The sequence below is a fragment of the Streptomyces camelliae genome, from assembly GCF_027625935.1.
GTDB lineage: Bacteria > Actinomycetota > Actinomycetes > Streptomycetales > Streptomycetaceae > Streptomyces > Streptomyces camelliae.
Window position 1 is genome coordinate 227,058 of record NZ_CP115300.1, and the last position, 25,439, is coordinate 252,496.

Genomic DNA, 25,439 nt, shown 5'->3' on the forward strand with positions numbered 1-25,439 from the left:
CGACGGCGGCCGTGCCGGACGCGGGTGTTGGTCCCCGATCACCTCACCTGAGGTTCCAGTGCTGGTTGGCGCCGCCGTTGGAGTCCCAGATCTGGACGGGGCTGCCGTTGGCACTCTGCCCGGCCGGGACTTCCAGCGCCCGGCCGGAGGCCGCGTTGGTCAGGGTGTACGAACCGTCGCCGTTCCGGCTCGCCCGCCAGTGCTGGTTCGCACCGCCGTTGGCGTCCCAGATCTCCATCCGTGTGCCGTTGCCCGTCTGGCCACCCGGCTCGTCCAGGACCCGTCCGCTGCCGACATTGGTCAGGGTGTAGGAGCCATCGCCGTTCTGGCTCGCCCGCCACTGCTGGTTCGCGCCGCCGTTGGCATCCCAGACCTGCAGCGGCGTGCCGTTCGCGGTCTGCCCGCCCGGAACGTCCAGCACCCGGCCGGAGGCCGCGTTGGTCAGCGAGTACACCGTTCCGGAGACGATGCCACCCGAGTTCCCCGTGCCGCCGCCCAGCGCGGACAGGGCCGCGTCATAGGCCGGCTTCTTGTTCCCGCCCGCGTCGAAAAGCAGCGGGTTCTCCCCCGTGCGCCACGAGTCGCTGTCCCTGATCCCCCACACCGTGATACCGGTGCAGCGGGCGACGTTCATGCACGCCTTCACGGTGTTCGCGTACGCCGTCGCCGGTGCCTGCGCGATGTCCAGCTCGGTGATCTGGACGTCCACGCCGAGCGCGGCGAAGTTCGACAGAGTGGTCTGGAAGCTGGCCGGCGGGCCGCCGGTTCCGAAATGTGACTGGAAGCCGACGCAGTCGATAGGCACACCGCGGGACCTGAAGTCGCGCACCATGTTGTAGACACCCTGGGTCTTGGCGTCCGACCAGTTCTCTATGTTGTAGTCGTTGTAGCAGAGCTTGGCCGACGGGTCGGCCGACCGCGCGGTGCGGAAGGCCTCCTCGATGAAGCCGTTGCCCAGCACGTTCTGGAACACCGAACTGCGGTGCTGGCCGCTGCCTCCGTCGGCGAACGCCTCGTTGACCACGTCCCAGGCGTAGATCTTGCCCTTGTAGTGGTTCATCTCGGTGGTGATGTGGTTGTCCATCACGCTGCGCAGGGTGTTCGCATCGGTGATGGAGCTGACCCAGCCGGGCAGTTGGGAATGCCAGACGAGCGTGTGGCCGCGCATCCGCTGCCCGTGCGCGGTGGCATGGTTGACGATCTGGTCGGCGGGACCGAAATTGAAGTTGCCGCGGGAGGGTTCGGTGGTGTCCCACTTCATCTCGTTCTCCGGGGTGATCATGTTGAATTCCCGGTCGAGAATGGTGGAGTACGTCGAGTCGCCGAGCTTTCCGGCGGCCACGGCCGTACCGAAATAGCGGCCGGTGTCAGCCGCTGCCGCGCCCAGCGTGCCGGAGGCCGCATGGGCGGCGGGGTTCGCCGGGCCGGCCAGAGCCAGTGCCGTGCCTGCTGCCAGTACGGCGGTCAAAGCCAGGGCCTTGCGCGGACGGGGCTCTTCATTAAGCCAGGACATGACGGATCGTTCTCCTTGTGTGTGGGGGGAATTCGGACACCGACCACAAGCCGGTGCCGGGGTCGGGCTGGTCACAAAGCCGAGCTGACCGGCAGTGCGCTCCACTGCTGGTTGGCTCCGCCGTTGCAGTCCCAAAGGATCAGTTGCGTGCCGTCGGTGGTGGATGCGCGGGGATCGTCGAGGCAGCGGCCGGAGGCCGGGTTGCGGTAACCGCCGTTGTACGCCTGCCATTGCTGGTTGCTGCCGCCGTTGCAGTCCCAGAGCTCGATCCCGGTGCCGTTGGCGGTGCCAAGGCCGGTGGCGTCAAGACACTTGCCGTAGGCCCGGAGGGTGCTGTCGGAGTGCGCGGACCACTGCTGAGCCTGGGAACCGTTGCAGCCCGCGATGTCGACGGCCGTCCCGTTGGCGCTGTTGCCGCCGTTGACGTCCAGGCACTTTCCCACGATTCCGGAGCGCACCTCACCGCCCGTCGGAACCGGCGGCTTGATCCAACCTGCCGCGTCGGCGGCCTGGACTCCGGCGTTGAAGGCGTCCGCCATTTTGCTGTAACCGTTGTCGTTGGGGTGTAACGGGTCGGACAGGTCCGCGGTGGTCAGAGCGCTCATGTCCACCAGTCGTACATGCTTGCCGGCAGCCTGCTCGGCCTGGACGATGCCGGGCAGCTTGGCGTTGAACGCGGGCCGGGTGGCCTCCTCGGTGCTGCTGGTGGAGACGATCACGGTGCCGACGAGGACGGTCGCGTCAGGGGCGTCGGCCGTGATCTGGTCGATGAGCGCATGGAGCCGTTCGGCGGCTGGATCGGCCTGAGAGCCGCCGTTCAGATCATTCGTGCCGATCTCCAGGGTGATCACGTTGGGCCGGTACCGGGCCAGCACGGAGTCCGCGATGCCGGCTATCTGGTCGATATGCCAGCCGGAGTGGCCTTCGTTGTCCGGGTCGGACATCGTGCCGTTGCGGCCCGACCCCACGAAGTCCAGGGCATGCCCCTCGCCCGCCAACCGGTTCCACAGGAAGCCCCGGTAGCCGTTCCCGGACGGGCTGCCGACGCCCCAGGTGATCGAGTCTCCCAACGGCATCAGCCGCAGGGCGGTGGGCGCGGCGGCGGCCGGTGACCCGGTGGCGGCCGCCGCGGGCAAGGCGGTGCCGGCGCCGAGCGCGGCCGTCAGCCCGGCGGCAAGGAGTGCCGAGTACTTCTTCATCTGTGTTCCTCACTGGTGCGGGACAGTGGGCGGGGGTGCATGAGGGCGCGGGCCGGTCAGCGCAGGGTGAAGTCCTGGTTGCTGCCGGCCGTGTTCTTGCGGGGCCACTGGTCCGGTTGCCGGCCGGGGTTGCTGCCGGCGCCGTAGACGTCAAGGCACAGGCCGCTGTTCTTGTTCTGGAAGGAGTACGAGCCGTCGGAGTGGCGTACCGGCAGCCACAGACTGCCGGCCGTTCCGTCCGGGGCCTGCTGCACGATGTCGGGCGTACCGGCGGCCGTGGAGCCGCCCGACACCGCCACGACGTGTCCGGAGTTCTGCGCCCGCAGTTGCCCATAGCCGCACGAGACCGGCATGAACTCGAACTGCTGGTTGCTTCCGCTGCCGGAGTTGCCGTGCACGTCCAGGCACAGACTGTCACTCCCCATCACCAACTGGTGGTAGCCGGTGGGGAAGCCACCGCCGCCGCCCGACGCCCGGACACCTGCCTGCTGGATCTCCTGCTGCGCGCCCTGCGGCCGGTTGGTGCCGCTGACCAGGACGTTGCCGGTGAGGACATTGTTGTGCGGAGGACCGGTGGCCTCGTACGTGTTGCCGCCGTTGCCGGCCACGAACCGGTTCCGTCCAGGTCAGTTGAGGCTCCATCGCTGGTTGTCTCCGCCGTTGCACGGCCACAGCTCCGCGAGGGCGCCGTTGGCCATGGAGGCGCCGGTGACGTCGAGGCAGAGTCCGGACTGGATTCCGGTGACGGTGCCGTCGGAGTTCAGCTGCCATTGCTGGTTGGCGCCGCCGTTGCACGGCCAGGTCACCACCTTGGTGCCGGCGGACGTCCGGTTGTCGTACGCGTCCAGGCACATCTGGCTGCTGCCGCTGTAGACGGTCAGCTGCTTGGCCGACGTGCGGGTCCAGGTCTGGTTGGCGCCGCCGTTGCAGTCCCAGATCTGCAGCTGTGTGCCGGCCGTGGTGGACGAGTTCGGCACGTCCAGGCACTTGCCCGCGCCCACCGCGTGCAGCGCGCCGGTGCTCGTCCCGCCCCCGGAAGACGAATTACTGTATCCGGCCGCGGTGATGTTGGCCTGGACGGCGTTCTCGGTGGCGTCCGACGGGTAGCCGGAGGTCATCACCCCTTCGTAGAAGGTGCCTTGGGCGCCCTTGCTGTTGTCGCCGCCGGTGCCCAGGATGATGGCCCCCTGCTTGCGCATCGGGTTGTAGCCCGAGACGTTGGGACGGGGCCCGTCGTAGAAGGTGGACAGCCCGCCGGACTGCGCGTTGCCGCCACGGATCGCCCAGTGGTTCGCCCCACCCTTGATGATGGCGGTCGTGTACCGGTAGTTGATGGTCGGATCGCCCGCGTTGTAGTGCTGATTGACTCCGGAGAAAAGCCCGTTCTCCAGGTCGGCCATGATCCACGGGCCGTTGCCCGAACCGTAACCCCAGACCCTGATGTTGCCGAAGTAGATGGCCTCCATGGTGCCGTTGCCGTCGTCGTTGCTGTTCGTCTCGGCGTTGCCGTAGTCGAAGCAGCAGCCGCCGTTGTAGTGCGTGCCGTCGAAGATCGCGTACATGCCCTCGGGGCTGTCCCCGGTGGCGATGCCGTTGGTGTGGTTGTTCCGGTAACCGGTGCCGGGCGCCACGAAGACGCCGTAGGCCTTGTGGCCGCCCACCGTGGTGGGCGCGGCGGTCGCGTTCGCGAGGTTGTCGGGCCCACCCGCGGCGCCGCCCGCGGGCGCCTGGGTGAGGTTGTTGCCGCGGCCCGACTGGTCGTAGACGATCGTGATCAGGCACGTCGTCCCCGAGCAGAACGAGTCCTGGGCGGCGGCGTCGGCGTACCCGCCCGCGCCCAGGACGCCGATGTCCCGGGTGGTGTTGTCCGAGCCGCGCCGGACCTGGTAAAGCGGCCCGTCGTACGAGGCGTACAGCGCTCGCGTCGTGCTGTGCGCCGCCACACAGGGCGTACCGCCCGCCGCGTAGATGTCACACGGCCCGGAGGTGGCGGCCCGCGCTGTGCCGGCCGCGGCCGTGCCGCCGATCAGAGTTCCGGCGACGAGCGCGGCCGCGGCCCCCACCCGGGCGAGCGTGGTCCGCCGAGGGCGCCGAGAGCGGGGCGAGCTTGCCGGCGGAGGCATGTGTGCCTGATCCGGCGCGCTTTCCCGCCTGCCGCGGCGTCGTACCGCCGCGAGTAACAACCGGACGCCACCGCGGCCGGACAGCAGCTGGCGTCTTGCACGTACGGTGCCCATCTGATCTCCCCACCGTGCCGACGCAACCCGGTCGGGTTTGGTGTTGGTGGCGTCGGCGCATCCGGAAGCGCTTGAATGTGCTGTCTTTGCAGCGAGATTGCAGAGAGGTTTCGGGGGGAGACGGTGCTACCGACTTCGCGGCGCTGTCAAGGGTGTTGGAGCGTCTGTCACAAACCTTGTCGCGGAATCGATTCGACGGCTTGATTGCAACGGGTCATGGCCGGCCGACGCGTCCGCGCGCGCCCCACATCGTGGCCGGCTGGTGCTGGCGTGTCCGCCGGCCGCGCGGGCCGGTGGGGCGCGCGGGTATGCCCGCCGACCGGTCCCGGGATCACCTGGATGACCTGCCATGCTGCTGGTGAACAGGAACGCAGCCACCAAACCCGGATGCCGGGCGACCGGCTCCGACTGCACCGGCCGAAGCGGCGGAGCGCCGCCCCGCCGTCGGCACCTGGCTTGGCCTCGCGGCACGCCATTGACCCCGCACTCCTCCGGTCGTAACCTCCTTCGTCGAAGCGCTTGCGTGGAACCGGTTCGCACCGCAGCTTGCGCAAGGCGTGCATCGCGTAACCACGGGACGGTCCCTGGCCCGACGTCATTCCCCGCAGGCTCACGGCACTCGGACACTCTTCGTCCGCCTGTGCCTTCATGACGCCCAGACGGCTGTGAGCGCCGTGAGGGCCAGGGCGCTCGTCCAGCACCGCTTGAGACCGGTCCCTCGGGCGGCTGCGGCGCCGTACGCCGGCTCACCGCCGCGGACTCATCACCCTTGCGCCGCACAGCCGCAGTGATCCGGCACCGGGATGAAGGTCCTGCTCCCCTGGCTCGAAACCTTCGTCGACAACGACACCCACTACACCCAGTGTCTCTACCCGACCCCACCGACATCTCGCTCTATCGCGCAAGTGCCCGTGCGTACCTTCGGCCCGCCACGCCGCCCAGCGGTACGGGTGTGCTGCGTGCGGTGCGGGCGCCGGGGCCGACGCGGGACCTCGACGCGAACGGCACCGTCACCAGCGCCCGGTCCGGCCTGTGCCTGGACCTGACAGGCGCCGCCACCGCCGACGGCAGCCCCGTACAACTGTTGTCCTGCAACGGCAGATCCAACCAGCAATGGATGTTCGGATGACCACCGCACCGGCACATCCGCGGCACGCAAAGGCGGGCTGCGGCTGATCAAGAGCCGAAGGCGTTCGCCGTCGGCCACAGCACCGGCTGAGTCGAGCGGTCACACGAACCGCTTCGGTGGCGAGTCCCAGCGGCCCGCCAACCCCGACCGAAGCTCCACCCCACACCCTTCCCGCCCCCTCGCGAAATGTTTCGCGCCAGGTACCCTGGCGCCCTGCGGGTAAGTGCTTGAGGAGCTGTATGAACATCGGGGAGATCGCTCGGCGCGCCGGCGTGTCACGCAGCACGGTGTCGTACGCGCTCAGCGGCAAGCGACCGGTCTCAACCAGCACCCGCAGACGCATCCAAGACGTGATCAACGAATTGGGATATCGCCCCAACGCCACCGCGAGGGCACTCAAGGAGGGCCGGACCCGGACGATCGGTCTCGTCATACCACCGGCCGGCAACAGGCTCACCCACATGCAACTGGACTTCGTCGCCAGCGTGGTCGACGCCGCCGCCCGGGTCGATCTCGACGTGCTGCTGTCCCCGTCCGGCGAGGGTCACGACCGTTCCTTCGAGCGGTTGGTCTCCGAGGGCCGGGTGGACGGCGTCATTCTGATGGAGATCCGCCTGGAGGATCCGCGTGTGGGTCGTCTGCAGGCCGCGGGGCTGCCCTTCGTCGGCATCGGACGCACGGCCGACGACCACCGGATGTCCTGGATCGACGTCGACTACGCCGGCTTGGTCCAGCACTGCGTGCGGCATCTCGCCGATCTGGGGCACCGCCGGGTAGCTCTGGTCACGCGTTCCAGGGAACTCATCTCGGCTGGTTACGGTCCCGCGCGCAGGGCCAGTGAGGGTTTCGAGGCGGCCGTGACGGAACGGGGTCTTGACGGCATCGAGGTGCCGTGCGGGGACGATGCCCGCTCCGGCCAGGAATGCGTCGAAGCGCTCCTGCGCAGCCATCCGGATCTCACCGCTGTCACCACCATCAACGAGGCTGCACTGCCCGGCATCGAGCGCGCGCTGGCGGACAGCGGCCTCGAAGTGCCGTACGACTTCTCCGTCACCGGAGTCGCGGCCAGGATCTGGGCCGAAGACTTCCGTCCGCCGCTCACAGCAGCGGACGTACCGGCCCAGGACATGGGAGAGCAGGCCGTTTCCCTGCTGGTGGAACGCATCGCCACGCCGGACACCCCGCCCCGGCACATCTTGTTGACGCCCCCGATCTCGCTGCGCTCCAGTACAGCCGCCGCACCCACCGGCCGGTCGTCGCGGGTCAATCGCGTGCGCTGAATCGGGCGAACAGACGCCGCTGGTTCTTCCGCCCGGTAATCCTCCAGCGTCCTGTCGAGGCGTGTCGGCCTGGCGTGGGCCGCCTCATCGGGCTGGCTGTCACGAATGGCCTGGTAGATCGCCTCATGCTCCTCGACCGCCAGCTCGGTGCCTCCGCCGAGCGTGTCGTGGATCCCGATCGCGCTCGACTGCCTCTGCAGTCGTCGTGCATCCCGTACGGCGCTGACGAGGAGGGCGTCGCGCGGCCGTCAGGAGCTGGAGCGGGTGATCAGGCGAGTGGGCAGGATCAGCGGCGTAGGTTCCTGTCCGTTGATGAGCGCGACGAGCATGCGCGCCATCTCCCGTCCGAGAGCCCTTATGGGCTGATGGACGGTGGTGAGCGGCGGATCGGCGACCTGGGCGACGGCCAGATCGTCGAAGCCGACCACCGCGACGTCGTCGGGGACCAGCCGGCCGGCCGCACGCAAGGTGCGCAGCGCTCCCGCCCCCATGTTGTCGTTGGCGGCGAACACCCCGTCCACTTCAGGGTGTTCGGCCAGCATTGCGGCCATGGCGGCGGCTCCACTGGGCTCGGTGAAGTCCCCCTCCTGCGGCGGGTACGGGTCCAGGCCGGCTGCCAGCACGGCGTCCCGGTAGCCGCGGTACCGGGCGTGCCCGACCTCGGTGTCCAGGCGCCCGCAGATCGCCGCCACGCGAGTCCGGCCACGCGAGAGCAGGTGCTCGGTGGCCTCGCGCGCTCCGCCGACGTTGTCGACGTCCACGTACCACCGGGGAGCCGAACCGACCGGGCGTCCACCGAAGACGACGGGCATGTCCGCCTCCTCGGCCATACGAGCCAGCGGATCGTCCTCGCGCAGTGCCATCAGCATGACGCCGTCGGCGCCCTTGGACCGAAGGAGGCTCTCCACCCGCTTGCGGCCCCGGTCGGAGGCCGCCAGGCACAGCATCAGGTGCAGGTCGGCCTCCTCCAGAGCGGCCGACGCCCCCACGATCACCCGGGCGAAGAACGGATCCGCGAAGATGGACGGCTCCTCCCCCGCGACGACCAGGGCGGCCACTCCCGTCTGGCGGGTGGCCAGAGCGCGGGCGGTCGGATTGGGGACGTAACCGAGCTGCCGGACGGCCCGTTCGACCGCCTCGCGTTTGGCGCGGCTGACGTGCGGGGCGTTGTTGAGGACGCGGGAGGCCACCGAGCGGGAGACGCCGGCACGTTCGGCCACCTCGTCGAGCGTCGACTGCCGACGTGGCGCATCTTCTGCCATGAACCGTGTGCCTCTCCCTCTCGGCCGGAACGGCAAGCAGGCTGGTACCGCTTCCAATTATGAGACTCAGAGTCTCTTTTCCGCCATGTGAAGGGAGGATTGCACGACTCCCTTGACAGCTGGAACAGCTCATCACAGGATACCGGCCACATCCCAACTCCCCCGACCGCTTGGGAGCGCTTCCAAATGGGAGCGCTCCCATATATAAACCGTACTTCCTCAGCGCGTCGCACGCTTCCGGACGAGAGCGGGCGGCGCATCCTGTCAGGAAACCGAGGTACAGCCATGCGCCACAGACTCCGCGCCCTCGTGGCCTCGTTCTTCGCCCTGCCGCTGGCGCTCGCCGTCGCACCGTCCGCCCACGCAGCCGACCCGACCACCATGACCAGCGGGTTCTATGTGGACCCCGACTCCAGCGCGAAACGGTGGGTGGCCGCCAACCCCGGCGACGGCCGGGCGTCCGCGATCAACGCCTCCATCGCCGACACCCCGATGGCCCACTGGTTCGGCTCCTGGAGCGGCACCATCGGCACCGCCACGGGCTCCTACGCGGGCGCGGCGGCCTCCCGGCACAAGCTGCCCCTCCTCGTCGCGTACAACATCTACAACCGCGACTACTGCGGCGGACACTCTGCCGGCGGAGCCGCCTCGCCGTCCGCCTACGCGAGCTGGATCGCCCAGTTCGCCGGCGGTATCGCCGACCGCCCGGCAGTCGTCCTCCTCGAACCGGACTCCCTCGCGGACTACGGCTGCATGACCCAGGCTCAGATAGCCGAACGCGAAGGCATGATCACCGGCGCCCTCACGCAGTTCAACCGCCGGGCGCCCGACACCTGGGTCTACCTCGACGCCGGCAACCCGGGCTGGGCGAGCCCGGCGACCATGGCCCAGCGCCTCCACGAAGCCGGCCTCCGCCAAGCCCACGGCTTCTCGCTCAACATCTCGAACTACTACACCACGGCCGAGAACATCGCCTACGCCGGCGCCGTCAACAGCGAGTTGCGGACCCGCTACGGCTACACCAAGCCGTTCGTCGTGGACACCAGCCGCAACGGCAACGGCTCCAACGGCCAGTGGTGCAACCCCTCGGGCCGCCGCATCGGCACCCCGACCCAGATGGGCGGAGGCGCCGAGATGCTCCTGTGGATCAAGACCCCGGGCGAGTCCGACGGCAACTGCGGCGTCGGAGCCGGCTCCTCGGCGGGACAGTTCCTCCCCGAGGTCGCCTACAAGATGATCTACGGCTACTGATCCCGGATCACTTTGACCTTGTGCGTCCGACCCTGCCCCGCCACACGGCCACGGGCGCCGTCCGCCACAGCCCGGCCGGGTCCACCGCGCACCGCCTTCCACTCAGGCGGTCGACAGCCCGCCCCGTTGACAGACGCTCCCCCATCCATCCACCGCCCAGGAGCAGCCATGAAGTCACACAGCCCCCGGCGCCGCGCGGCCGCCGTCATCGCGGCGCTCGCCCTGTGCGCCGCCTTCACCGCGACACAGGCTCAGGCCACGCCCACGCAGGACGTGATCACCCCGGCCACGAAGTTCTATGTTGACCCGCACAGCAAGGCGGCGAAACAGGCCCTCGTCGACTTCAGGAACGGCGACATCGAGGACGCCACGAACATGGCCAGACTCGCGAGCTGGCCGCAGGCCGAATGGTTCACCGAGGGTACGCCCGACGAGGTACGCGTCAAGGTGCACAAGCTCGTCCACCGGGCCCGGACCGTCGGCCGGACCCCCGTCCTGGTCGCCTACGACATACCCGGCCGGGACTGCTCCCAGTACTCAAGCGGCGGGGCTGCATCCTCCGCCGCCTACCGCCAGTGGATCGACGCCTTCGCCACCGGCGTCGGCGACGACGACGCGGTGATCGTCGTGGAACCCGACGGCCTGGCCAACCTTCCCCGGGACTGCGGGCCCACCACCGACCCGACCGGCGAACTCACGGCCGCCCGCATCGCCGACCTCGCATACGCCGTCAAGACCCTGAAAGCCCGGCCGCGCACCGCGGTGTACCTGGACGCCGGCAACGTACAGTGGCGGTCTGTCGGTGACATCGCCCAGCGACTGCAGGACGCCGGGGTCCAGTACGGTGACGGATTCGCCCTGAACGTGTCCAACAACCACCCCACCGACCACAACGCCAGATACGGCACCTGGATCGCCAAGTGCCTCTGGTACGCCACCGAGGGCCCCGAGCAGGCGCGCGGGCACACCGACTGGTGCGCCAGCCAGTACTACTCGTCCGCCGCCCCCAACGACGGCGCCCCCGGCGACGCCGTCTCCCCCACGGACCCCACCACCTGGCGGTGGACCGACGCCTGGTTCGACCAGAACGTGGGCACCCCGCCGACCGACGAGCTGCGCCACTTCGTGATCGACACCAGCCGCAACGGTCGGGGCGCCTGGACCCCGCCGCCGGGCAAGTACAGCGGGGACCCGGAGGTCTGGTGCAACGCGCCCGGCCGCGGTCTCGGCCCACGCCCCACCGCCGACACCGGCGTCCCACTCGTCGACGCCTACCTGTGGATCAAGACCCCCGGTGAATCCGACGGTAGCTGCACGCGGAGCACCGGCGGCACGATCGACCCCGAGTACGGCATCGTCGACCCGCCCGCCGGCGCCTGGTGGCCCGACCAGGCCCACGCACTGGCCCGCAACGCGGTACCGCGACTGACGTTCAACCCCTGAGCCCGGTCGGGCGCCCCGCACGGGACGTGTCAGTGACTTTGTGTAAGTCCTTGGGGTTCACCTGGCGTTGAGCCGGTCCTGGAAGAAGAGTGAGAACTGGTTCAGCGACGCCGGGGTGCGGGGCAAGCTGGAACCGCTGCCGGGAAGATGAGGAAGCTGGCCGAGCGCGGCCGGCTACGCAAACGGCCCCACGGGAAGTTCACCGCCCGCCCGTGACCGGGAGCGCACAGCGGCTGGGAGCGTAACTGCGGTGCCCCCGGCGGATGTTGGGATTGTGTGTCGAAAACCAACGACCGTGCCGGGACACCGTGTCCCTGGTCTACCCGTGCCGCCTGCTGCTGTCCATGCACACCGTCAACGAGTGGGACAGGGCACGCCACCGCAGTCAGCAACAGCCGACGTCCGGCCGGCGTCATGCGACGCACCCCGGGCACAAAGTCGAGCGCGGCGAGCAGTGCGGCACCGCCGGCCACGCCCGCCGCGTACCCCGTGAGAAGACCCCCGACGGCCGCCCCTTCCGCCGCACCCCACAGTGCGACCGCGCCTACCAGGAAAGTCAGCCATGCCATCGACAGGACCGTGGCAGCCCCGAGCAGAGCAGTCAGCAACGTAACCCCTGGACGGGCTGTACCGGACGGGGTCGGCGCTCAGTTCGGCGAGAAGCCCAATCGTTCTGCCCCGGCCGCCGGCGTGGGCGGATGACGCGACGCCGTTGACGGTGAAGTGCCACCGGCGGTGCAACACGTGGATCATGCGCGCGCATGCGGGAGAGGGCTGTCAGAAGGGCGCGCTACCGCGGGGCAGCGCATAGTTCGTCATCGTCACGCGCCCCATCAGGGCGCTGCCACTGACAATGACGTCACTCGTGTGCCGCCTGTGCCGTCCGTAGGCTGGTGGTGGTCGGAGCTGCCGCGGAGGTCCATGATGCCGGCGCTATGGTCGGGGGCCATCTCTTTTGGTCTGGTCACGCTGCCGGTGACCATGGTCTCCGCTACCCAAGATCGTTCCGTCCACTTCCGGCGCATCCACCCCACGGACATGGGCCTGGTGCGTAACCAGTACCGGTGCCAGATAGAAGATCGACCGATCACCTCGTCAGAAATCGGCCGCGGGTACGAGCTGGCCGACGGCCGGGTCATCCCGGTTACAGACGAGGACCTGTCCCACCTGCCGTTGCCGACGGCCCGAGCGATCGAGATCGAGGGCTTCGTGTCTATGACCTCAGTCGACCCGATGCGGATCGGGCCCGGCCACTACGTGCGGCCGGAGAGCCAGGTCGCGGTCAAGGCGTACATACTGCTCCAGCGCGCGCTGGCCGGTCCTCGCGCCTGGCGGTCGCAAGGATGGCATGGCACGGCCGCGAGCGGCTTGTGCTGCTGCGAGTGCGCGGGCCGCTCCGGCCACAGTCACCGAGGAGGAACTGGAAGAAGCCGACCGGCTCATCGAAGCGCTGACGGTGGACGAGGTGGAGGGTGGCGAGTTCCGTGACCACTACCGGGAGGCGGTGGAGGCGGTCATCAAGGCGAAGCGCGAGCACCTGGAGTTGCCCGAGACGCCGGAACCAGCGCGACCGACGAGGGTTGTGGACTTGATGGCAGCTCTTCGCGAGTCCGTCGGCAAGGCGAAGGCCGCCCGCGACGAGGGCTAGCCGCGCGTTGCTGCCCACCTGCCGCGTCCCGGCCGCGCAGCATGCATTGCCTCGACCTGATCGGCGCGGCGATCTGCTGTCGGACCCCGTCCAGGCTGAGGACGAGCCAGTCTCCAGCGTGCGGGGCCGGGGTAGGACGGGCACGCACGTGACTGAGCACGCGCCAGTTGGCCACCTTGAGCACGCTAGTTTGCCAGGCCCGAGCTCACCGAGGGAGCGTCTGGGTGATGCGCCACAGGCGGCGGGGGAGGTCTCCCTCCTCGAAGGCGAAGACTTCTTCCAGGACCCACCCTTCAGCGAGCGCGTTGACCAGGTCGCGCGGGAAGAAGTGCACGGCGAAGCCTCCGTGCTCCCAGATGTCGTCGCTGTGCGCGGTGCCGGCGCCGTAGTGGGCGTCGCCGGTGTGACGCACCGTGTAGACGAATACTCCCCCTGGTCGCAGCACGCGGCGCACCTCGCCGACAAGGGTGTGGATCTCCGAGGTGGACAGCGCCATGCATAGCAGCATGTGCGCGAAGACCGCGTCCACCGAGGCGTCCGACAGGGGCAGCGGGTCCCGGACGTCGTGCACGAGGGTCGTCACCCGCTCGGCGGCGCCTTGGGCCCGGGCGGCAGCGCGCAGCTGCTCAAGGCCGGTGGCACTGAAGTCGGTGGCCTGCACCGTGAAGCCCTCGCGGGCGAGAAAGAGTGCGTCACGGCCATGACCGGCACCGAGTTCCAGTACGTCCCTCGCTCCAGACGCGTGGAACACGCGGGCGGCGTGGACGGCGGGCGCGGACGGATGCTCGCCGTACATCCCCGGATGAGCGGCGTACGTGTCCTGCCAGTGCACGCGCTGGGCCTCACCCAGGTCCTTCTCCTCCGCCACGGATCCTCTTCTCCCAGGTCAGCTCGGTCCCGCACGCCACGGACGTTGCTGATCACGTTACTGGCCAACTGTCGTGCTCGATCACACCGCACTGTTCGAACAGGTGTGACCTCCAGCGATAGCTGGCCGGAGACGACGGGAAGTCTGCTGGTGATGGGCCGGTGCTCAACTGTGGTTGGCCATATTTCTCAGAGAAAGTTGGCCACCGCGGTCTCGACCTATCCCATGCCCCGGGCCGATATCCCGCCTGTGCGCGGATGTGCCGGTCGGCGGTCACTCAGCCTGGATCCTCGGCCGGACCTCCACGATGATGTCCGCGTCCGCCTCGTCGCCCTCCTCGCCGCGCCAGAGGAAGACCCGCACGTGCTTCGCCCGCGGAAAGCCGCGCACCTTCCACTCGCTCATCAGGTCGGTGACCACGAGGGCGACGACGTAACGGGCGCCCTCGCCCGAATCATCGGCTGTGATCGTACCCCGCCACCGTTCAGGGTCGCTGCCGTAGGGGCGCCATCCCTCCGAGCCGTGCGGCTCGAACACCCGGTACACCCAACCAGTCTCGGTGCCCATAGCACCGATCCTGTCACTGCAAGGATTCCCATGCGCGTCTCGGACGACGCTCGCCGAGCCCGGGTCGACCGGCTACAACGACTTCCCCGACGTCATCTACGACGTCACCCGTGAGCACCAGCGGCTCTACCCCACACCTGGCCAGCAGGGAATACAGCCTGAAATGGCCATCGTCGGGAGTACTGGTAGCCGAAACCGAAGCGGGCATCGTCGGATTCGCAGGTTTCGGCCCATCCCAGGAGGCCCCTGCCGTCGCGGAAATCGGCACGCTTTACGCGATGCCCAAGGTCGAGGGCACAGGGATCGGGAAGCACTTGATGCCGGCCACGTTGACGACCCTCGTCTTGCCCGTCCAGGGACCTAGGAACGGCATAGCCGCGACTCGGACTCGAACCCACGGAACCAACTCTGTGGAGCATGATGACGGACCCTTGAGTTCCCACCGAGAACGCTTCAGTTTGCATGAACTCGTGGGCCTCTTCGGGTGTGAGTAGTTGAGGTACAGGAGATCCCGGTGAGATTGGTCTTGCTTCTGGTCAGTCGTCCTCTGGCTGGTGGTCCCAGAGGGTGCACGGTCTCGCCGACCTTGAGCGGCTTGTCGGCGGGCCCCTTGATGTGGGCGGGCGCGATGCGGTCCTCGTGCTCGCACGCGTTGTCGGTGGCCGCGGGGCTGAGGCAGATGTGCGCCGGTAGGGACATCCGGGCCAGCGGCAGGACCACTGTGGGGCGCGGCGTCCGGTGGAGGCGGTGGCGTTGGCTCTGTTCACGAGATCAGCAGTTGTTCATCACTTCCGACAGCGCCGGCGCACATACGTATTCGAACATGACCTTGATCGAGCCTGACGGCGATCAGGCTCGATGAGGGGAGTCGGGGACGCGACGGTCCGGCGGGCCGCCACGTCCTGGGGGATTCATGCGACGGGTGTGGGGCTCTCCTCGTCGCGGGGGAAGAAGGGAAGTTCGATGTAGACGCGGTCGGCGGCGGCCAGGGTCTGCTGAGCGTCGTCGACCGGCGGGTGGATTGCCCGGTTGATCCGCTGCTTGATGTCCGCGCCGTCGGCGCCCGATGCCATGACCTTACGGTCCCCGCCCCGGGTGAAGAGGGCACCGGTAGCGCCCAGCGCCAGGCAGGTGACGTACGGGCCAGGAGTGAATTCGCGCGGGCACTGCGGCCCAGCGTCGGGAGCGGGCGGTGCCCGGTCGGGTCATGCTCGGGTGAGCACGATCTTCTTTCCGCCGGCCCGTCCGGTAACCACGCGGGCGAACGCAGCCGGTCCTTCGCTCAGCGGCAGGGGTCCCGGTGCGAGTTTCAAGGTTCCCGCGGCGGCCTGCTCCGCCAGCCGGAGAAGCTGCGTGGCGTTGGGCTCGACGTAGAGGTCCCAACTCGTGATGCCTCGTTCCTCCGCAGGCGCGTCCGAGGTCAGGGAGCACAGTCGGCCGCCGTCTCGCACCAAAGGCAGGGCGGCGCCCGCCGCGCCGGTGGCGATGATGAGGGCGGCGTCGAACCCGCCGCGTACCTGGGCCGGCCAGTTCGCATCGTGGTGGTCGACGACCTCCGTCGCTCCCAGACCGAGCAGGCGCTCTGCGGCGGCAGCAGACGCGGTCGCGGTCACCTCGATACCCCTGGCCGCGGCGAGCTGGACGGACAGGGCTCCGGTGGCCCCGCCTCCGTTGGTGATCAGGAGCCGCTGCCCTCGGCCGAGGCCCAGCTTCTCCAGGGCCTGCAACGCGGTGAGCCCGTTGACCGGCAGCGCCGCCGCGTGCACGGCGTCCAGCCCGGGTGGGCAGGCTGCCGCATGATCCGCGTTGACCAGAACGCGTTCGGCCCAGAAGCCGCTTCCCCCGGGCAGCGGGGCCTCGTGTGCGAGCACCCGGTCGCCCACGGCAAACCCGGTGACACCCGCGCCGACGGCCAGCACCTTGCCCGCGCCCTCCACTCCCAGCGCCGCCGGGGGCGCAGCCCCACGTCCCAGCCAGCGCCGTTCAGCAGTTCGTCCCACGGGCCGACCCCGGCCGCCTCGACCGACACCAGGATCTGACCGGGCCCCGGAGACGACGGTTCGGGCAACTCCAGCAGGACGACTTCCTTCTCGGCCCCGGACACTCCGCACGCCTTCACAGCAGATCTTCGTCCTCTCGCTCAGTCCGGCCGACCGGCAGGTACAGGCCGGAGACCCAAAACAGGCACCAGTGTCGACCTCAAGATCCCCTACACAGGTCGCTCGTGGTGTCAGCCGCATCGGTGTCGAACCTATGCAGCCAGTGGACCGGACATGTGGTCCATTTGCAGAGTGACCGACTGGGCCAATCGTGGAATAGATCTGCACCTGGACCTTGGGTCGGGTCAGGGCGTACGGACCCGCCTCGAACAGGCGCTGCGACCTGCTCGCCCTACCAATGGGCCGGCTTGCCTGTCTGCACTGTGAAGGGATGCTTCCGGTGTCGGACTGCGCAGCGAGCCCACTGCGGGCATTCGCAGAGAGAACTGCCATCGCTCGCACGGCAGATGTCCCGAGGAGGCGCACGGTGGGTGCAGGTTTTGTCATCGGATTCGTCTTCCTCTACGTCTACGCACCTCTGATGGTGCTGTTCTGCGCCTTTATCGGGTCGAGGACGTCCTGGAGGATGGGCTGGCTCATAACGATTCCCCTGCTCTTCATGCCTGTCGGCCTGTTGTTCTTGGGCGCGGCCATCGCCCTGACGGCTCCCGGACTCACGGGAGCGGCGGTACCCGTCCCGAGAAGAATTTCGGCCAGGCCGAGCGGGCGCTCGTCCAAATGGGGCACCTGGTACAGCAAGGAACGGCTCCGCTCCGCCCTCGACGACGTACCGCCCACCGGTACGAACTGCGACTGGTAGCGAGACCAGGAAGCCGACCCACGGTCCGCCTGAAACAACACCTCCGGGACTGGCTGGTCCGCCCAGGCCGGGCACTGGTCGAGCAGCCTGTCGTCTTCCTCGGCTCCGAAGGGGAGACCGGCGTCCTCGCGCGCGACGTGGGCGCCTTCTTGTGGTTGCTGGCCGGCGGCTTCGGCCCTTGGGAGGCAGCCACCTCGTACGAGCCCGACCGGGCTCCACACTCCAATCGTGAACTGACGACCATCGCGGAACGATTCGCACCGGACCACCGCGCACCGGCAGCTTCCGTGATTGAACAGGCCACACGAGAGTTCCCCGACTTCGATGACACGATCACGAAGCTCTGCCGCTGAACCCGATCACCCGAGACAAGAGGCGAATCGGACCAGATCACTTGAAACACGGACCACATCAGCGGAGACGGGACATCCAACCGCTCCGTGAGAACACACCAACCCCGGACACCAAACGACTGACAGGCGAATACCGACACGCGCCAAGGCGGCGTCAGGCGGGCTGCGGGGCGGGCTTTACCGGAGCGGCCGCGACCTTGCGGGTCTCGCGCATCATCAGCAGGCCGTTGACCACCATCAGTGTCGCGGTCAGGCAGTGGACGCCGAGCGCGGTAGCCACGGAGCCGTGGTGGGCCAGCACGGTGGCCATGTCGCCGTACGCGGCGAAGGCCTCCACCAGCAGCACCCAGCCCAGCGCCCGACGGTGGCCCGTCACCAGCAGGACGCCCAGGACCAGGGCCAGGACGACGTCACGGATTCCCTTGATGATCAGGAAGCCGCCGCCGTCGCCGGACGGCCAGCTCGGCAGGCCGAAGCCCGGCGCCGTCGTCTCCGGGCTCAGGATGAACTCCGTCCCGAACCAGAGAATGAAGAGGATGAAGGCGGCGGCCAGGACGGTGTTGATCTTTTTCAGCGACATTGTTCTTCTCCTTGCGAGTCTTCGCCAACTTGGTGAGCTTCGTGGAGTCTGCCGAGTCGTGCAGGGCCTGATCAGGCCGCGCGAACGCGGCTGATCGAGGGGCGTAGCTCGTCGGGATCGCACTGCCGGGCTCACCCCGACGGAGCGAAAGCTGTCGACATGCTGGGGCGAACCAGCGCGTGCCGGGGCAGCATGTCGGGGCAGCTTGGGTATCAGGTGAGGGCGGCGACCAGCAGGGTGAAGGCGCCGATGATGACGGCGACGCGGACGTAGTGCCAGCGCTCCCAGCGCTTCAGCTGCTCCTTCCAGTCCGCGGGCCGGTTCTCCGGGGTCCACGTCTTGTTCCGGTTGTTGATCGGGACGAGCAGCAGGAGCGACATCACCACGCTGAGGAGCAGCAGTCCGGCGGCGGTGACGACGAGGCCGGTGCCGTGGTGGTGCCATCCGGCGACGGCCCAGACCGCGGCGAGGGCGAGTGAGCCGATGTACCAGAACGGCATCACGGCGCCGAGCATCCGGCCCCCGTGGGCGTGGCCGAGCTGGGCGGCGTCGCCGGGGAGTGCGTTGAGGATCCGGTTCATGACGAAGAGGACGGAGAACTCCACCCCCACCATCACGCCGACGACCACGATGGTGAACACCTCAAGTGCGCTGAGCATGATGCCCCCTCCTGGGATCTAGCATTGCTAGCCGATGGGGCAACGCTAGTACTACTGCCGCTTGATTGTCTAGCGGTGCTAGGATCGACCCATGTCGGTACAGGAACGCAAGGAGCGCGAGCGGGCGAGCCGGGAGCGCCTCATCGTGGCAACGGCCCGCGAACTCGCCGAGCAGCAGGGCTGGGACGCGGTCACCACGCGCCGGCTCGCCGAGCGCATCGAATACAGCCAGCCCGTCCTCTACAGCCACTTCCGCGGCAAACGAGAGATCATCGGCGCCGTCGCCCTCCAGGGCGCCGCCGAGCTGGCCGTCGCGGTGCGGGCCGCGACCGCGGCCGCGGACGGCCCGCGCGCCCGGGTCACCGCCCTCGCCCGCGGCTACCTCGAATTCGCCGAGCGCAACCCGGCGGTCTACGACGCCCTGTTCCAGCTCGACGGCGGCCTGGCGTACGCACAGGAGGACACCCCGGAACCTCTCAAGGACGCCTTCGCCGCCCTGCTGGAGTGCCTCGGCGAGGTCGCCGGGGACGGCGTCCACCCGGGGCTGTTCACCGAGGTGTTCTGGGCGTCCCTGCACGGGATCGCGACCCTGACCCGGACGGGACGGCTGCCGCCGGAGGACACCGAGCAGAGGGTGGAACTGCTGGTGGACCGCCTCGCCGTGCTCTGAACACACCATCCCGGCGGACACGCAACCGCGGCCCTCGGACCCCGCCGCCTGCCCGCGGCATCGCCTCTGGTCACCCACGCCCCATGACGCAGCCGCAGACCGCCGGGTCCCGCACCCCAGACGGGCACCCGCCCCGGAAGCCGCGATGGAGGATGGCCGCGGCGAAGCGTACGGCGTGCATCGCGGCCGCGGCATGGGCATCGACGGCGCCCTCTTCCAGGCGCCGTCGAATGTCCAGGTTCACCGCCAGTGCGAGCAGGGTGCGGTACGTCCCGTTGTAGGAGCGGGTCATGGCGGTGTCCTCCCGGTCACGCGCTCCGGCTCATGATCGAGTCAACCCCTCTGCGGCTCCACGTCCAGCAGCAGCGCTCTGCATCGTCGGGTGAGTGGCGAGGTGGCGTTGATGCGGGTCAGGTGGCTTGTGGCCAGGCGCGTATCTGGGCAGCGATCCTCGTGGCGGTGCAGCCGGGATCCCGCAGCAGGTCGCGCAGTGCGATCGCGTCCTCACGGGTGGGTTTGGCCGGGATGCCGGAGGCCTCCAGGTACATGACGCCGGTCGCGGCGGCGACGGCCATGTTGGAGCGCTCCAGCCAGCGGCAGCGGCCGAGGGGGCGGCCGTCGTCGAGCTGGGCCTTGCGGACAATTGCGAAGCCGCAGGTCAGAGACTCACCTCAAATCATCTCCGGAACGCCGCTCCCATATACGGTGGGTAGGACCAGCAGGACCTCACCGATCAGCCGGGCTGAGCGCGCCGATTATTGCATCTGTGCAGGTCACCCTGGCTGGGGGGATGATCGCCGACTGCGGCAGGATCGGTTGTTGTGCCACTTCGCCCGGGCCTGTATGACCGTCACGTATGCCTTCACCGCGCTACGGCCGCTGCCGATGTCCGACCGTGACAGGGACGCGGAAATCCTGGCGCTGCGACACCAGCTTGCTGTCCTGCAGCGGCAACTCAGCTTCGAGCGGTCTGCGGAGTCAGCCGGGAAGCCGGGGGTGATCTTCCGGGCCACCTCTGCGAGCCGATCCGTGCCTTGTGCCTTGCCGCCGGCCTCCGCGACGGTGAGTACTCAGATGCCGGAGCCCCCGCGCCACACCACGTAGGCCACGTTCTGTGCCGGTTGCAGCACCTGGACCGTCTCGCCGAAGGCGGCCTGCCCCAGTCCGCCGGCCTCGCTGATCTTCGCGTCGCGCATGCCCGCGGAGGCGGGGTCGCGGGCCAGGCTGTGCGCGGCGGAGACTTCGGCGGCGTAGGAGCGGGTGCTGCTGAAGCTGCTGCGACGGCACAGGACATCCTGACATGGGAATGACGACCATACGGTCAGCCGGACGACATCCGGGTCGCCTGCGAACGACGGGCAGGTGACCGCAGCCGCGGACGGACGACCGGCGGCTTGGAGGCCCGAGCCTCAGGCTGGTCCGACGCCGTCCGCTCCGTGGACCACGGCGACGGAAGCATCGCCCGAGCCAGGATCCAGGCCGGGTGAACGACCTGGAACCGTGCCTTGCGCCTCTCGGCCTCCACACGTGCCTTGCCCCTCTCGACCCCCACAACCGGAAGTCCCGTACGAGGTACGAGCCGAAGCCGATCCACTACAAGCACACGCTGCTCAGCGCAGATGGTCGCGTAGGAAGGTCATCGCCGCGCCCAGTTTCCTGGTGCCGTCGACACCGGCCGCCGGCGCGGCGGGTTCACCCGCCGTGCGAAGTCCTGCTGCGGCGTTGGCGAAGCACCAGCACGGAGCCTGCAGCGAGGGCCAGCAGGCCGCCGGCGGCGCTGTAGGTGACTGCGTTGCTCATCCCGGTGGCCGCCAGGTCGCCGCCCGTGCTGTTCCGGTCCGCCCGGACGATGGGTGCGCCGGCCGCCGTCGCCTGCGCTCGGGTGCCGATCGTGCCTGCGGCGGAGGCAACCGGCGCAGCGGGCGTCGGCGTGGCGGCGGTCGGAGTGGGGGCAGGTGACGGGATGCCATTGCCGACGGTCGCAGACGAGGGCTTCAGCTGGAGAGTCGTGATCGAGTACGGGGGCAGTGTCTGTGCGGCCGCTGTTCCCCGAGTCGCCGTGGTCAGGGCGGTGCCGCCCTTGGTGTACGAAACGGTCCTGACCGTCCCTGGGGCCGGGGTGTATCCGGCGTAGGAGAGCGACACCTGCGCCGCGTTCTGCGGGTTCTTGTTGATCAGCATGACGTTCAGGCCGCCGTTGCTGCTCCGCACCGCGTGCACGGCGACCGCCGGGTTGGCCGAGGACGCCTTGACCATGGTGTCGCCGGGCTGCGCGAGTGCGGTCAGCGAGCGGATGCCACAGTACGTGGGGAAGGGCGTCTCACGCGCCGGTTCGCATTTCCCGCCGACGCACTTTCCGCTGGAGAGCACGCCCTGGTCAAGGTAGTCGGTCTCGCCGTTGACGGTGGTGGGTGCTGTGCCCATGCCGTTGTGCAGGTCCCACCAGTCGGCGCTGACGGCGCCGTGTTCGAGCCAGCTCATGTACGTGTCCGACGCGAACAGGGCCGCGGCCTGGCTGGTGAGGGCCGGCGACATGGAGCTGTCGGTCTCGGTGACCGCGATCCCGACCGAAGCGGCGTGGGCACCCGCGTAGGTGTTGACCAGCGAGCGCACCGCGGAAGTGGCACCGGCGATCTTGGCGGGGGTGTTCAGCAGGTCGGCCGTGCCGGTGCCGCCCGGGTACCAGTGGATGATCACGAAGTCGATCGACTTGCCCGCGATGGAGAGCACGGTGTGGTTCCAGTCGGCGTTGTCGCCGGGAGCCTTCACCGCGTCCGGCCAGTAGCCGGGGGTGTTGAGCACCGCTCCGATCTTCACCTTCGGGTCCACGGCCTTCATGGCCTTCGCGTAGGCGACCAGGTTGTTCGCGTACGCCGTGGGGCTCTTGTCGGCGTGGTTGTCGACCTCCCATTTGCTGCCGTAGTACCCGTTACCGGAGACCTCGTTGCCGATCTCCCAGTACTTCACGCCGTAGCCCTTGTCGACGTTGGCGTACTTGACCCAGTCGGCGGCCTCCTGCGGTGTGCCGGACCCGTAGTTCGCGGTGATGATCGGCTGGGCGCCGACCCTCTTCGCGGAGGCCATGAAGTGGTCGAAGTCGGTGCCGGGCGCGACCCAGCCGCCGTCGGTGAGGGTGTGGGTCTTCCAGTGGTAGGCGTCCGCGTACGAGCCGCCGGGGAAGCGCAGCTGCCGGACTCCGGCGGCCTTCATCAGCGATGACGCCGTGGCGTCGTTCATGTTCGGGTCGTAGACGGCCGTGTTGAGGCCGACAGCAGTGCTGGGCACCGTGCCCAGGGAGGTACCGGCATCCACCGTGATGTCGACGCTCGGCGCGGCGTTCGCGCTGAGTGCCAGGGCACCGGCGCCGGCGCCGGCCACGAGTACCGCGACCGCGACCGCGACAATGCGGCGGCGCGTTCGGTTACGGCGGTGCGTACGGCCCCGAGGCATCGACTGCTCGGTGGTTGTCGGGTCGTCAGGTGACACGTGTGGCTCCCGATCGGAGTGTGTGGCTGCGGGTGGCGGTGGCGCAGCTGACTGCGCCCGCCGTGGTTGGTGCGCCCCTAGGCCGTGTATCGAAAGTGGATCGTCTGTCAGTCCTGCCTGGGATGCTCCGAGCATGGAGATGACAGTGCAGCTGACGATCGACTGCTCCGATCCGCAGAGAATGGTGACTTTCTGGGCCGAGGCCCTGGGCTACGTGCCTGAGCCTCCGCCGGGCGGGCACGCCACGTGGCGTGCTTACCGGGCGGCGGTAGGGGTGCCCGAGGCAGAGTTGCCGGCCGGTGCCGGGGATATTCCGGAGTCGATCATCGATCCCGCGGGACGTGGACCGAGGGTGTGGTTCCAGCAGGTTCCGGAGCCGAAGGTCGCCAAGAACCGGTGGCACTTCGACCTGAAGGTCGGTGGGGGCCGTGACGTCCCACTGGACGTCCGCACACAGCGAGTCAGGGCTACGGTGGAACGGCTGGTCAAAGCCGGTGCCACCGTGCTGCGGATCAAGGATGAGCAGGACATGGGGCTCTACGCCGCCGCCATGCAGGACCCTGAGGGCAACGAATTCGACGTCGTCTGAGGGCCGTTGCGACGGTGCTGGTCACAGCCACTCGTTCACGGCTGCGACCAGCACAGTCGCCTCGTAGCGGACGGAGAGCTTGTCGTACCTCGTGGCCACTGCCCTGTGCCTTTTAAGAGGTCCTAACAGAAGTGGTTGATCATGTGACTGTTGGTCTATCCGCTCGTTGGTCTGCTCGTGGGGAATCGTCAGTCGCGGCCGTGGATCGTGTCGGATGAACTGTGGGCCCTGGTCGAGCCGTTGCTGCCCAAGCCGGGGCCGAAGCTGGTCGAGGGACGGCCGAGGGTGCCGGACCGGCGGGCATTGTGCGGGATCCTGTTCGTGCTGCACACCGGCATTCAGTGGGAGTACCTGCCACAGGAGCTGGGCTTCGGTTCGGGCATGACCTGCTGGCGGCGGCTGGCCGCGTGGAACGAGGCCGGGGTGTGGGACCAGCTGCATGTGCTGCTGTTGAAGAAGCTGCGGTCGGCGAAGAAGCTGGACTGGTCGCGGGCGGTGATCGACTCCTCCCATGTGCGGGCGGCCCGCAGGGGCCCAAAAGCGGTCCCAGCCCGGTCGACCGCGCACGGCCGGGCAGCAAGCACCACGTCGTCACCGACGGCCAGGGCATCCCGCTCGCGGTGTCGCTGACCGGCGGCAACCGCAACGACGTCACCCAGCTTCTGCCCCTGCTCGACAAGATCCCCCCTGTCGCCGGGGTTGTCGGCCGGCCCCGCCGCCGACCCGACGCACTGCTCGCCGACCGCGGCTACGACCACGACAAGTACCGGCGCCTGCTGTGGCAGCGCGGCATCCGTCCCGTGATCGCGAGGCGAGGCCAGCCACACGGCTCCGGCCTGGGCATCTTCCGGTATGTCGTCGAGCGGACGATCGCCTGGCTGCACGGCTTCCGACTCCTGCGCATCCGGTGGGAGCGCCGGGACGACATCCATGAAGCCTTCCTCGGGCTCGCTACATGTCTCATCACCTACCGACACGTCCAACGCATTTGTTAGGACCTCTAAGTCGGTTGATCCCGCACTCGACCGCATGGCGCTCGCGGTAGTCGGCCGGGTCGAAAAGCGGTGGCCGGCCGCCGCGGGAGCCGCGCTTCTGGCGGTTGCGCGCCTGGTCGGCCTTGTCCGGGATGGTGCAGCGGATCCCGCGGCGGCGCAGGTAGACGCGGTTTTTGCGGGAGGCATACGCCTTGTCAGCACGCACCCGATCGGGGCGGATGCGTGGCCGGCCCGGCCCGATGCGGGGCACACGGACCTTCTCCAGCACGGGTTCGAACTGCGGCGAGTCTCCACGCTGCCCTGCCGTCACCACGATCGACATGGGCTTCTGACCCTGCTCAACTGCCAGGTGGAGCTTGGTGGTGAACCCGCCGCGCGACCTTCCCAGCCCATGATCACGGGGCTCGGTGAAGATGCCGCCCGGTGGTTCCTTCTGCAGGTCGCCCTGCTTGCGGGCCCCGGCCGCATGCTGATGGGCGCGGCAGACCGTGGAGTCGACGCTCAGGTCCCATGTGATCGCACCCTTCGCGTCGGCCAGGGACTGGAGCCGGGTGAGGAGCCGCTGCCAAGTGCCGTTCCGCTGCCATCGGCGGAACAGGTCATAGACCCGGCCCCACGGTCCATACACGGCGGGGACATCCCGCCACGGAAACACCGGTTCGGACCCGGAACCGTATGCCGTCGATCAACTGCCTCCGAGGCCAGACGGGCGGCCGACCCGCCTTCCTGCTCTTCGGCAACAACGGCTCCAGCACCGCCCACTGCTCGTCCGTGAGATCTCCCCGACCCATGAACCGTGATCATTCACGGTCCAAGATCCACTTTCGATACACGGCCTAGCGGAGGGCTGA

25 protein-coding genes and 4 pseudogenes are annotated in these 25,439 nt (G+C 68.8%); 11 read left to right on the forward strand and 18 right to left on the reverse strand.

The annotated features are described in order from the left end of the window. Window positions 1-46: 46 nt before the first annotated feature. From O1G22_RS01070 to O1G22_RS01085, 4 genes and pseudogenes are all read right to left on the reverse strand, one after another. Window positions 47-1,513 (reverse strand): annotated as a pseudogene (locus O1G22_RS01070) (glycoside hydrolase family 10 protein); the annotation flags it as partial. A 71-nt stretch (window positions 1,514-1,584) separates the two neighbouring features. After that, the gene (locus O1G22_RS01075; protein WP_270079518.1) at window positions 1,585-2,712 is read right to left on the reverse strand and encodes a ricin-type beta-trefoil lectin domain protein; all 1,128 of its coding nucleotides are present in this window, start codon (window positions 2,710-2,712) and stop codon (window positions 1,585-1,587) included. 56 nt (window positions 2,713-2,768) lie between these two features. Further along, entirely contained in the window at window positions 2,769-3,320 is a 552-nt protein-coding gene (locus O1G22_RS01080; RefSeq protein ID WP_333492207.1) for an RICIN domain-containing protein, read from the reverse strand. Between the two features lie 18 nt (window positions 3,321-3,338). Beyond that, window positions 3,339-4,835 (reverse strand): arabinofuranosidase catalytic domain-containing protein, encoded by a 1,497-nt coding sequence (locus O1G22_RS01085; RefSeq protein ID WP_270079519.1) that lies wholly within the window; start codon window positions 4,833-4,835, stop codon window positions 3,339-3,341. Window positions 4,836-5,811: 976 nt separating this feature from the next. Between O1G22_RS01085 and O1G22_RS44440 the strand changes: the two genes are divergently transcribed. Together O1G22_RS44440 and O1G22_RS01095 are read left to right on the forward strand one after the other, a co-directional pair. After that, the gene (locus tag O1G22_RS44440) at window positions 5,812-6,078 is read left to right on the forward strand and encodes an RICIN domain-containing protein (protein ID WP_333492208.1); all 267 of its coding nucleotides are present in this window, start codon (window positions 5,812-5,814) and stop codon (window positions 6,076-6,078) included. A gap of 239 nt (window positions 6,079-6,317) precedes the next feature. Further along, window positions 6,318-7,358, forward strand: a complete 1,041-nt coding sequence (locus O1G22_RS01095; RefSeq protein ID WP_270079520.1) for a LacI family DNA-binding transcriptional regulator — start codon at window positions 6,318-6,320, stop codon at window positions 7,356-7,358. Here the strand turns inward: O1G22_RS01095 and O1G22_RS01100 are convergent. Together O1G22_RS01100 and O1G22_RS01105 are read right to left on the reverse strand one after the other, a co-directional pair. After that, a pseudogene (locus O1G22_RS01100) lies at window positions 7,342-7,597 on the reverse strand (GntR family transcriptional regulator); the annotation flags it as partial. The gene O1G22_RS01095 and the pseudogene O1G22_RS01100 overlap by 17 nt on opposite strands. 9 nt (window positions 7,598-7,606) lie before the next feature. Further along, window positions 7,607-8,620 (reverse strand): LacI family DNA-binding transcriptional regulator, encoded by a 1,014-nt coding sequence (locus O1G22_RS01105; protein ID WP_270079521.1) that lies wholly within the window; start codon window positions 8,618-8,620, stop codon window positions 7,607-7,609. A gap of 285 nt (window positions 8,621-8,905) precedes the next feature. Between O1G22_RS01105 and O1G22_RS01110 the strand changes: the two genes are divergently transcribed. The 4 genes and pseudogenes from O1G22_RS01110 to O1G22_RS01120 all read left to right on the forward strand — a co-directional run bounded on the left by O1G22_RS01110 (window position 8,906) and on the right by O1G22_RS01120 (window position 12,962). Beyond that, window positions 8,906-9,871 carry a glycoside hydrolase family 6 protein gene (locus O1G22_RS01110; protein WP_270079522.1) on the forward strand — a complete coding sequence of 322 codons (966 nt, stop codon included), beginning with the start codon at window positions 8,906-8,908 and terminating at the stop codon, window positions 9,869-9,871. Between the two features lie 168 nt (window positions 9,872-10,039). Next, on the forward strand, window positions 10,040-11,314 hold the full coding sequence (locus tag O1G22_RS01115) for a glycoside hydrolase family 6 protein (protein ID WP_270079523.1): 1,275 nt from the start codon (window positions 10,040-10,042) through the stop codon (window positions 11,312-11,314). Window positions 11,315-12,238: 924 nt separating this feature from the next. Further along, window positions 12,239-12,619 (forward strand): annotated as a pseudogene (locus tag O1G22_RS44690) (Ku protein); the annotation flags it as partial. A 43-nt stretch (window positions 12,620-12,662) separates the two neighbouring features. After that, window positions 12,663-12,962, forward strand: coding sequence for a Ku family protein (locus O1G22_RS01120; protein WP_270079524.1), 300 nt, complete (start codon window positions 12,663-12,665; stop codon window positions 12,960-12,962). A gap of 205 nt (window positions 12,963-13,167) precedes the next feature. Here the strand turns inward: O1G22_RS01120 and O1G22_RS01125 are convergent, their stop codons facing one another. Together O1G22_RS01125 and O1G22_RS01130 are read right to left on the reverse strand one after the other, a co-directional pair. Further along, complete coding sequence (locus O1G22_RS01125; RefSeq protein ID WP_270079525.1) at window positions 13,168-13,830, reverse strand: class I SAM-dependent methyltransferase; 663 nt, start codon at window positions 13,828-13,830, stop codon at window positions 13,168-13,170. Between the two features lie 273 nt (window positions 13,831-14,103). Further along, window positions 14,104-14,397: a hypothetical protein gene (locus O1G22_RS01130; RefSeq protein WP_270079526.1), complete on the reverse strand. Its 294-nt coding sequence runs from the start codon at window positions 14,395-14,397 to the stop codon at window positions 14,104-14,106. Between the two features lie 110 nt (window positions 14,398-14,507). Between O1G22_RS01130 and O1G22_RS01135 the strand changes: the two genes are divergently transcribed. After that, complete coding sequence (locus tag O1G22_RS01135; protein ID WP_270079527.1) at window positions 14,508-14,891, forward strand: GNAT family N-acetyltransferase; 384 nt, start codon at window positions 14,508-14,510, stop codon at window positions 14,889-14,891. A gap of 417 nt (window positions 14,892-15,308) precedes the next feature. Here the strand turns inward: O1G22_RS01135 and O1G22_RS01140 are convergent, their stop codons facing one another. Together O1G22_RS01140 and O1G22_RS01145 are read right to left on the reverse strand one after the other, a co-directional pair. Continuing rightward, a complete protein-coding gene (locus tag O1G22_RS01140; RefSeq protein WP_270079528.1) occupies window positions 15,309-15,470 on the reverse strand; it encodes a hypothetical protein in 162 nt (53 codons plus the stop codon). A 132-nt stretch (window positions 15,471-15,602) separates the two neighbouring features. Then, a complete protein-coding gene (locus O1G22_RS01145; protein WP_270079529.1) occupies window positions 15,603-16,397 on the reverse strand; it encodes an NADP-dependent oxidoreductase in 795 nt (264 codons plus the stop codon). 625 nt (window positions 16,398-17,022) lie between these two features. On the opposite strand from O1G22_RS01145, the gene O1G22_RS01150 reads away from it, so the two are divergent. Next, on the forward strand, window positions 17,023-17,256 hold the full coding sequence (locus O1G22_RS01150) for a hypothetical protein (protein ID WP_270079530.1): 234 nt from the start codon (window positions 17,023-17,025) through the stop codon (window positions 17,254-17,256). Window positions 17,257-17,763: 507 nt separating this feature from the next. On the opposite strand, the gene O1G22_RS01155 is transcribed toward O1G22_RS01150, so the two are convergent. Together O1G22_RS01155 and O1G22_RS01160 are read right to left on the reverse strand one after the other, a co-directional pair. Further along, window positions 17,764-18,189 (reverse strand): DUF4267 domain-containing protein, encoded by a 426-nt coding sequence (locus tag O1G22_RS01155; RefSeq protein ID WP_270079531.1) that lies wholly within the window; start codon window positions 18,187-18,189, stop codon window positions 17,764-17,766. Between the two features lie 212 nt (window positions 18,190-18,401). Further along, complete coding sequence (locus tag O1G22_RS01160; RefSeq protein ID WP_270079532.1) at window positions 18,402-18,848, reverse strand: DUF1772 domain-containing protein; 447 nt, start codon at window positions 18,846-18,848, stop codon at window positions 18,402-18,404. Between the two features lie 91 nt (window positions 18,849-18,939). Here O1G22_RS01160 and O1G22_RS01165 point away from each other — a divergent pair, with 91 nt between their 5' ends. Then, complete coding sequence (locus O1G22_RS01165) at window positions 18,940-19,518, forward strand: TetR/AcrR family transcriptional regulator (RefSeq protein WP_270079533.1); 579 nt, start codon at window positions 18,940-18,942, stop codon at window positions 19,516-19,518. 70 nt (window positions 19,519-19,588) lie between these two features. Here the strand turns inward: O1G22_RS01165 and O1G22_RS01170 are convergent, their stop codons facing one another. The 4 genes and pseudogenes from O1G22_RS01170 to O1G22_RS01185 all read right to left on the reverse strand — a co-directional run bounded on the left by O1G22_RS01170 (window position 19,589) and on the right by O1G22_RS01185 (window position 23,004). Continuing rightward, window positions 19,589-19,810 (reverse strand): hypothetical protein, encoded by a 222-nt coding sequence (locus tag O1G22_RS01170; protein ID WP_270079534.1) that lies wholly within the window; start codon window positions 19,808-19,810, stop codon window positions 19,589-19,591. A gap of 118 nt (window positions 19,811-19,928) precedes the next feature. Continuing rightward, a pseudogene (locus O1G22_RS01175) lies at window positions 19,929-20,126 on the reverse strand (fic family toxin-antitoxin system, toxin component); the annotation flags it as partial. 462 nt (window positions 20,127-20,588) lie between these two features. After that, window positions 20,589-20,714 (reverse strand): hypothetical protein, encoded by a 126-nt coding sequence (locus tag O1G22_RS01180; RefSeq protein ID WP_270079535.1) that lies wholly within the window; start codon window positions 20,712-20,714, stop codon window positions 20,589-20,591. Between the two features lie 496 nt (window positions 20,715-21,210). Further along, window positions 21,211-23,004 (reverse strand): LPXTG cell wall anchor domain-containing protein, encoded by a 1,794-nt coding sequence (locus O1G22_RS01185; protein WP_270079536.1) that lies wholly within the window; start codon window positions 23,002-23,004, stop codon window positions 21,211-21,213. A 133-nt stretch (window positions 23,005-23,137) separates the two neighbouring features. On the opposite strand from O1G22_RS01185, the gene O1G22_RS01190 reads away from it, so the two are divergent. Both O1G22_RS01190 and O1G22_RS01195 read left to right on the forward strand, forming a co-directional pair. Beyond that, complete coding sequence (locus tag O1G22_RS01190) at window positions 23,138-23,593, forward strand: VOC family protein (protein WP_270079537.1); 456 nt, start codon at window positions 23,138-23,140, stop codon at window positions 23,591-23,593. Between the two features lie 177 nt (window positions 23,594-23,770). Beyond that, window positions 23,771-24,588 (forward strand): IS5 family transposase gene (locus tag O1G22_RS01195; protein WP_270079538.1). Its coding sequence is split into 2 segments (ribosomal slippage): window positions 23,771-24,122 and window positions 24,122-24,588, totalling 819 coding nucleotides; the frame shifts between segments, so codons are not numbered across the junction. Here the strand turns inward: O1G22_RS01195 and O1G22_RS01200 are convergent. Further along, window positions 24,557-25,243 carry an IS5 family transposase gene (locus tag O1G22_RS01200; RefSeq protein ID WP_270079539.1) on the reverse strand — a complete coding sequence of 229 codons (687 nt, stop codon included), beginning with the start codon at window positions 25,241-25,243 and terminating at the stop codon, window positions 24,557-24,559. The genes O1G22_RS01195 and O1G22_RS01200 overlap by 32 nt on opposite strands. After that, entirely contained in the window at window positions 25,188-25,379 is a 192-nt protein-coding gene (locus O1G22_RS01205) for a transposase (protein ID WP_270079540.1), read from the reverse strand. The genes O1G22_RS01200 and O1G22_RS01205 overlap by 56 nt, the downstream gene beginning before the upstream one ends. Between the last annotated feature and the right edge of the window lie 60 nt (window positions 25,380-25,439).

Bases quoted from the DNA above. Each gene is read 5' to 3' on its own strand.
- O1G22_RS01170 (WP_270079534.1), bottom strand. From the start codon at position 19,810: ATGACCCGCTCCTACAACGGGACGTACCGCACCCTGCTCGCACTGGCG.
- O1G22_RS01075 (WP_270079518.1), bottom strand. From the start codon at position 2,712: ATGAAGAAGTACTCGGCACTCCTTGCCGCCGGGCTGACGGCCGCGCTC.
- O1G22_RS01120 (WP_270079524.1), top strand. From the start codon at position 12,663: ATGGCACGGCCGCGAGCGGCTTGTGCTGCTGCGAGTGCGCGGGCCGCT.
- O1G22_RS01140 (WP_270079528.1), bottom strand. From the start codon at position 15,470: ATGGCATCGGGCGCCGACGGCGCGGACATCAAGCAGCGGATCAACCGG.
- O1G22_RS01115 (WP_270079523.1), top strand. From the start codon at position 10,040: ATGAAGTCACACAGCCCCCGGCGCCGCGCGGCCGCCGTCATCGCGGCG.
- O1G22_RS01190 (WP_270079537.1), top strand. From the start codon at position 23,138: ATGGAGATGACAGTGCAGCTGACGATCGACTGCTCCGATCCGCAGAGA.
- O1G22_RS01110 (WP_270079522.1), top strand. From the start codon at position 8,906: ATGCGCCACAGACTCCGCGCCCTCGTGGCCTCGTTCTTCGCCCTGCCG.
- O1G22_RS01165 (WP_270079533.1), top strand. From the start codon at position 18,940: ATGTCGGTACAGGAACGCAAGGAGCGCGAGCGGGCGAGCCGGGAGCGC.
- O1G22_RS01150 (WP_270079530.1), top strand. From the start codon at position 17,023: ATGGGCTGGCTCATAACGATTCCCCTGCTCTTCATGCCTGTCGGCCTG.
- O1G22_RS01105 (WP_270079521.1), bottom strand. From the start codon at position 8,620: ATGGCAGAAGATGCGCCACGTCGGCAGTCGACGCTCGACGAGGTGGCC.
- O1G22_RS01085 (WP_270079519.1), bottom strand. From the start codon at position 4,835: ATGCCTCCGCCGGCAAGCTCGCCCCGCTCTCGGCGCCCTCGGCGGACC.
- O1G22_RS01160 (WP_270079532.1), bottom strand. From the start codon at position 18,848: ATGCTCAGCGCACTTGAGGTGTTCACCATCGTGGTCGTCGGCGTGATG.
- O1G22_RS01130 (WP_270079526.1), bottom strand. From the start codon at position 14,397: ATGGGCACCGAGACTGGTTGGGTGTACCGGGTGTTCGAGCCGCACGGC.
- O1G22_RS01205 (WP_270079540.1), bottom strand. From the start codon at position 25,379: ATGGGTCGGGGAGATCTCACGGACGAGCAGTGGGCGGTGCTGGAGCCG.
- O1G22_RS01095 (WP_270079520.1), top strand. From the start codon at position 6,318: ATGAACATCGGGGAGATCGCTCGGCGCGCCGGCGTGTCACGCAGCACG.
- O1G22_RS01155 (WP_270079531.1), bottom strand. From the start codon at position 18,189: ATGTCGCTGAAAAAGATCAACACCGTCCTGGCCGCCGCCTTCATCCTC.
- O1G22_RS01180 (WP_270079535.1), bottom strand. From the start codon at position 20,714: ATGCGCGACGCGAAGATCAGCGAGGCCGGCGGACTGGGGCAGGCCGCC.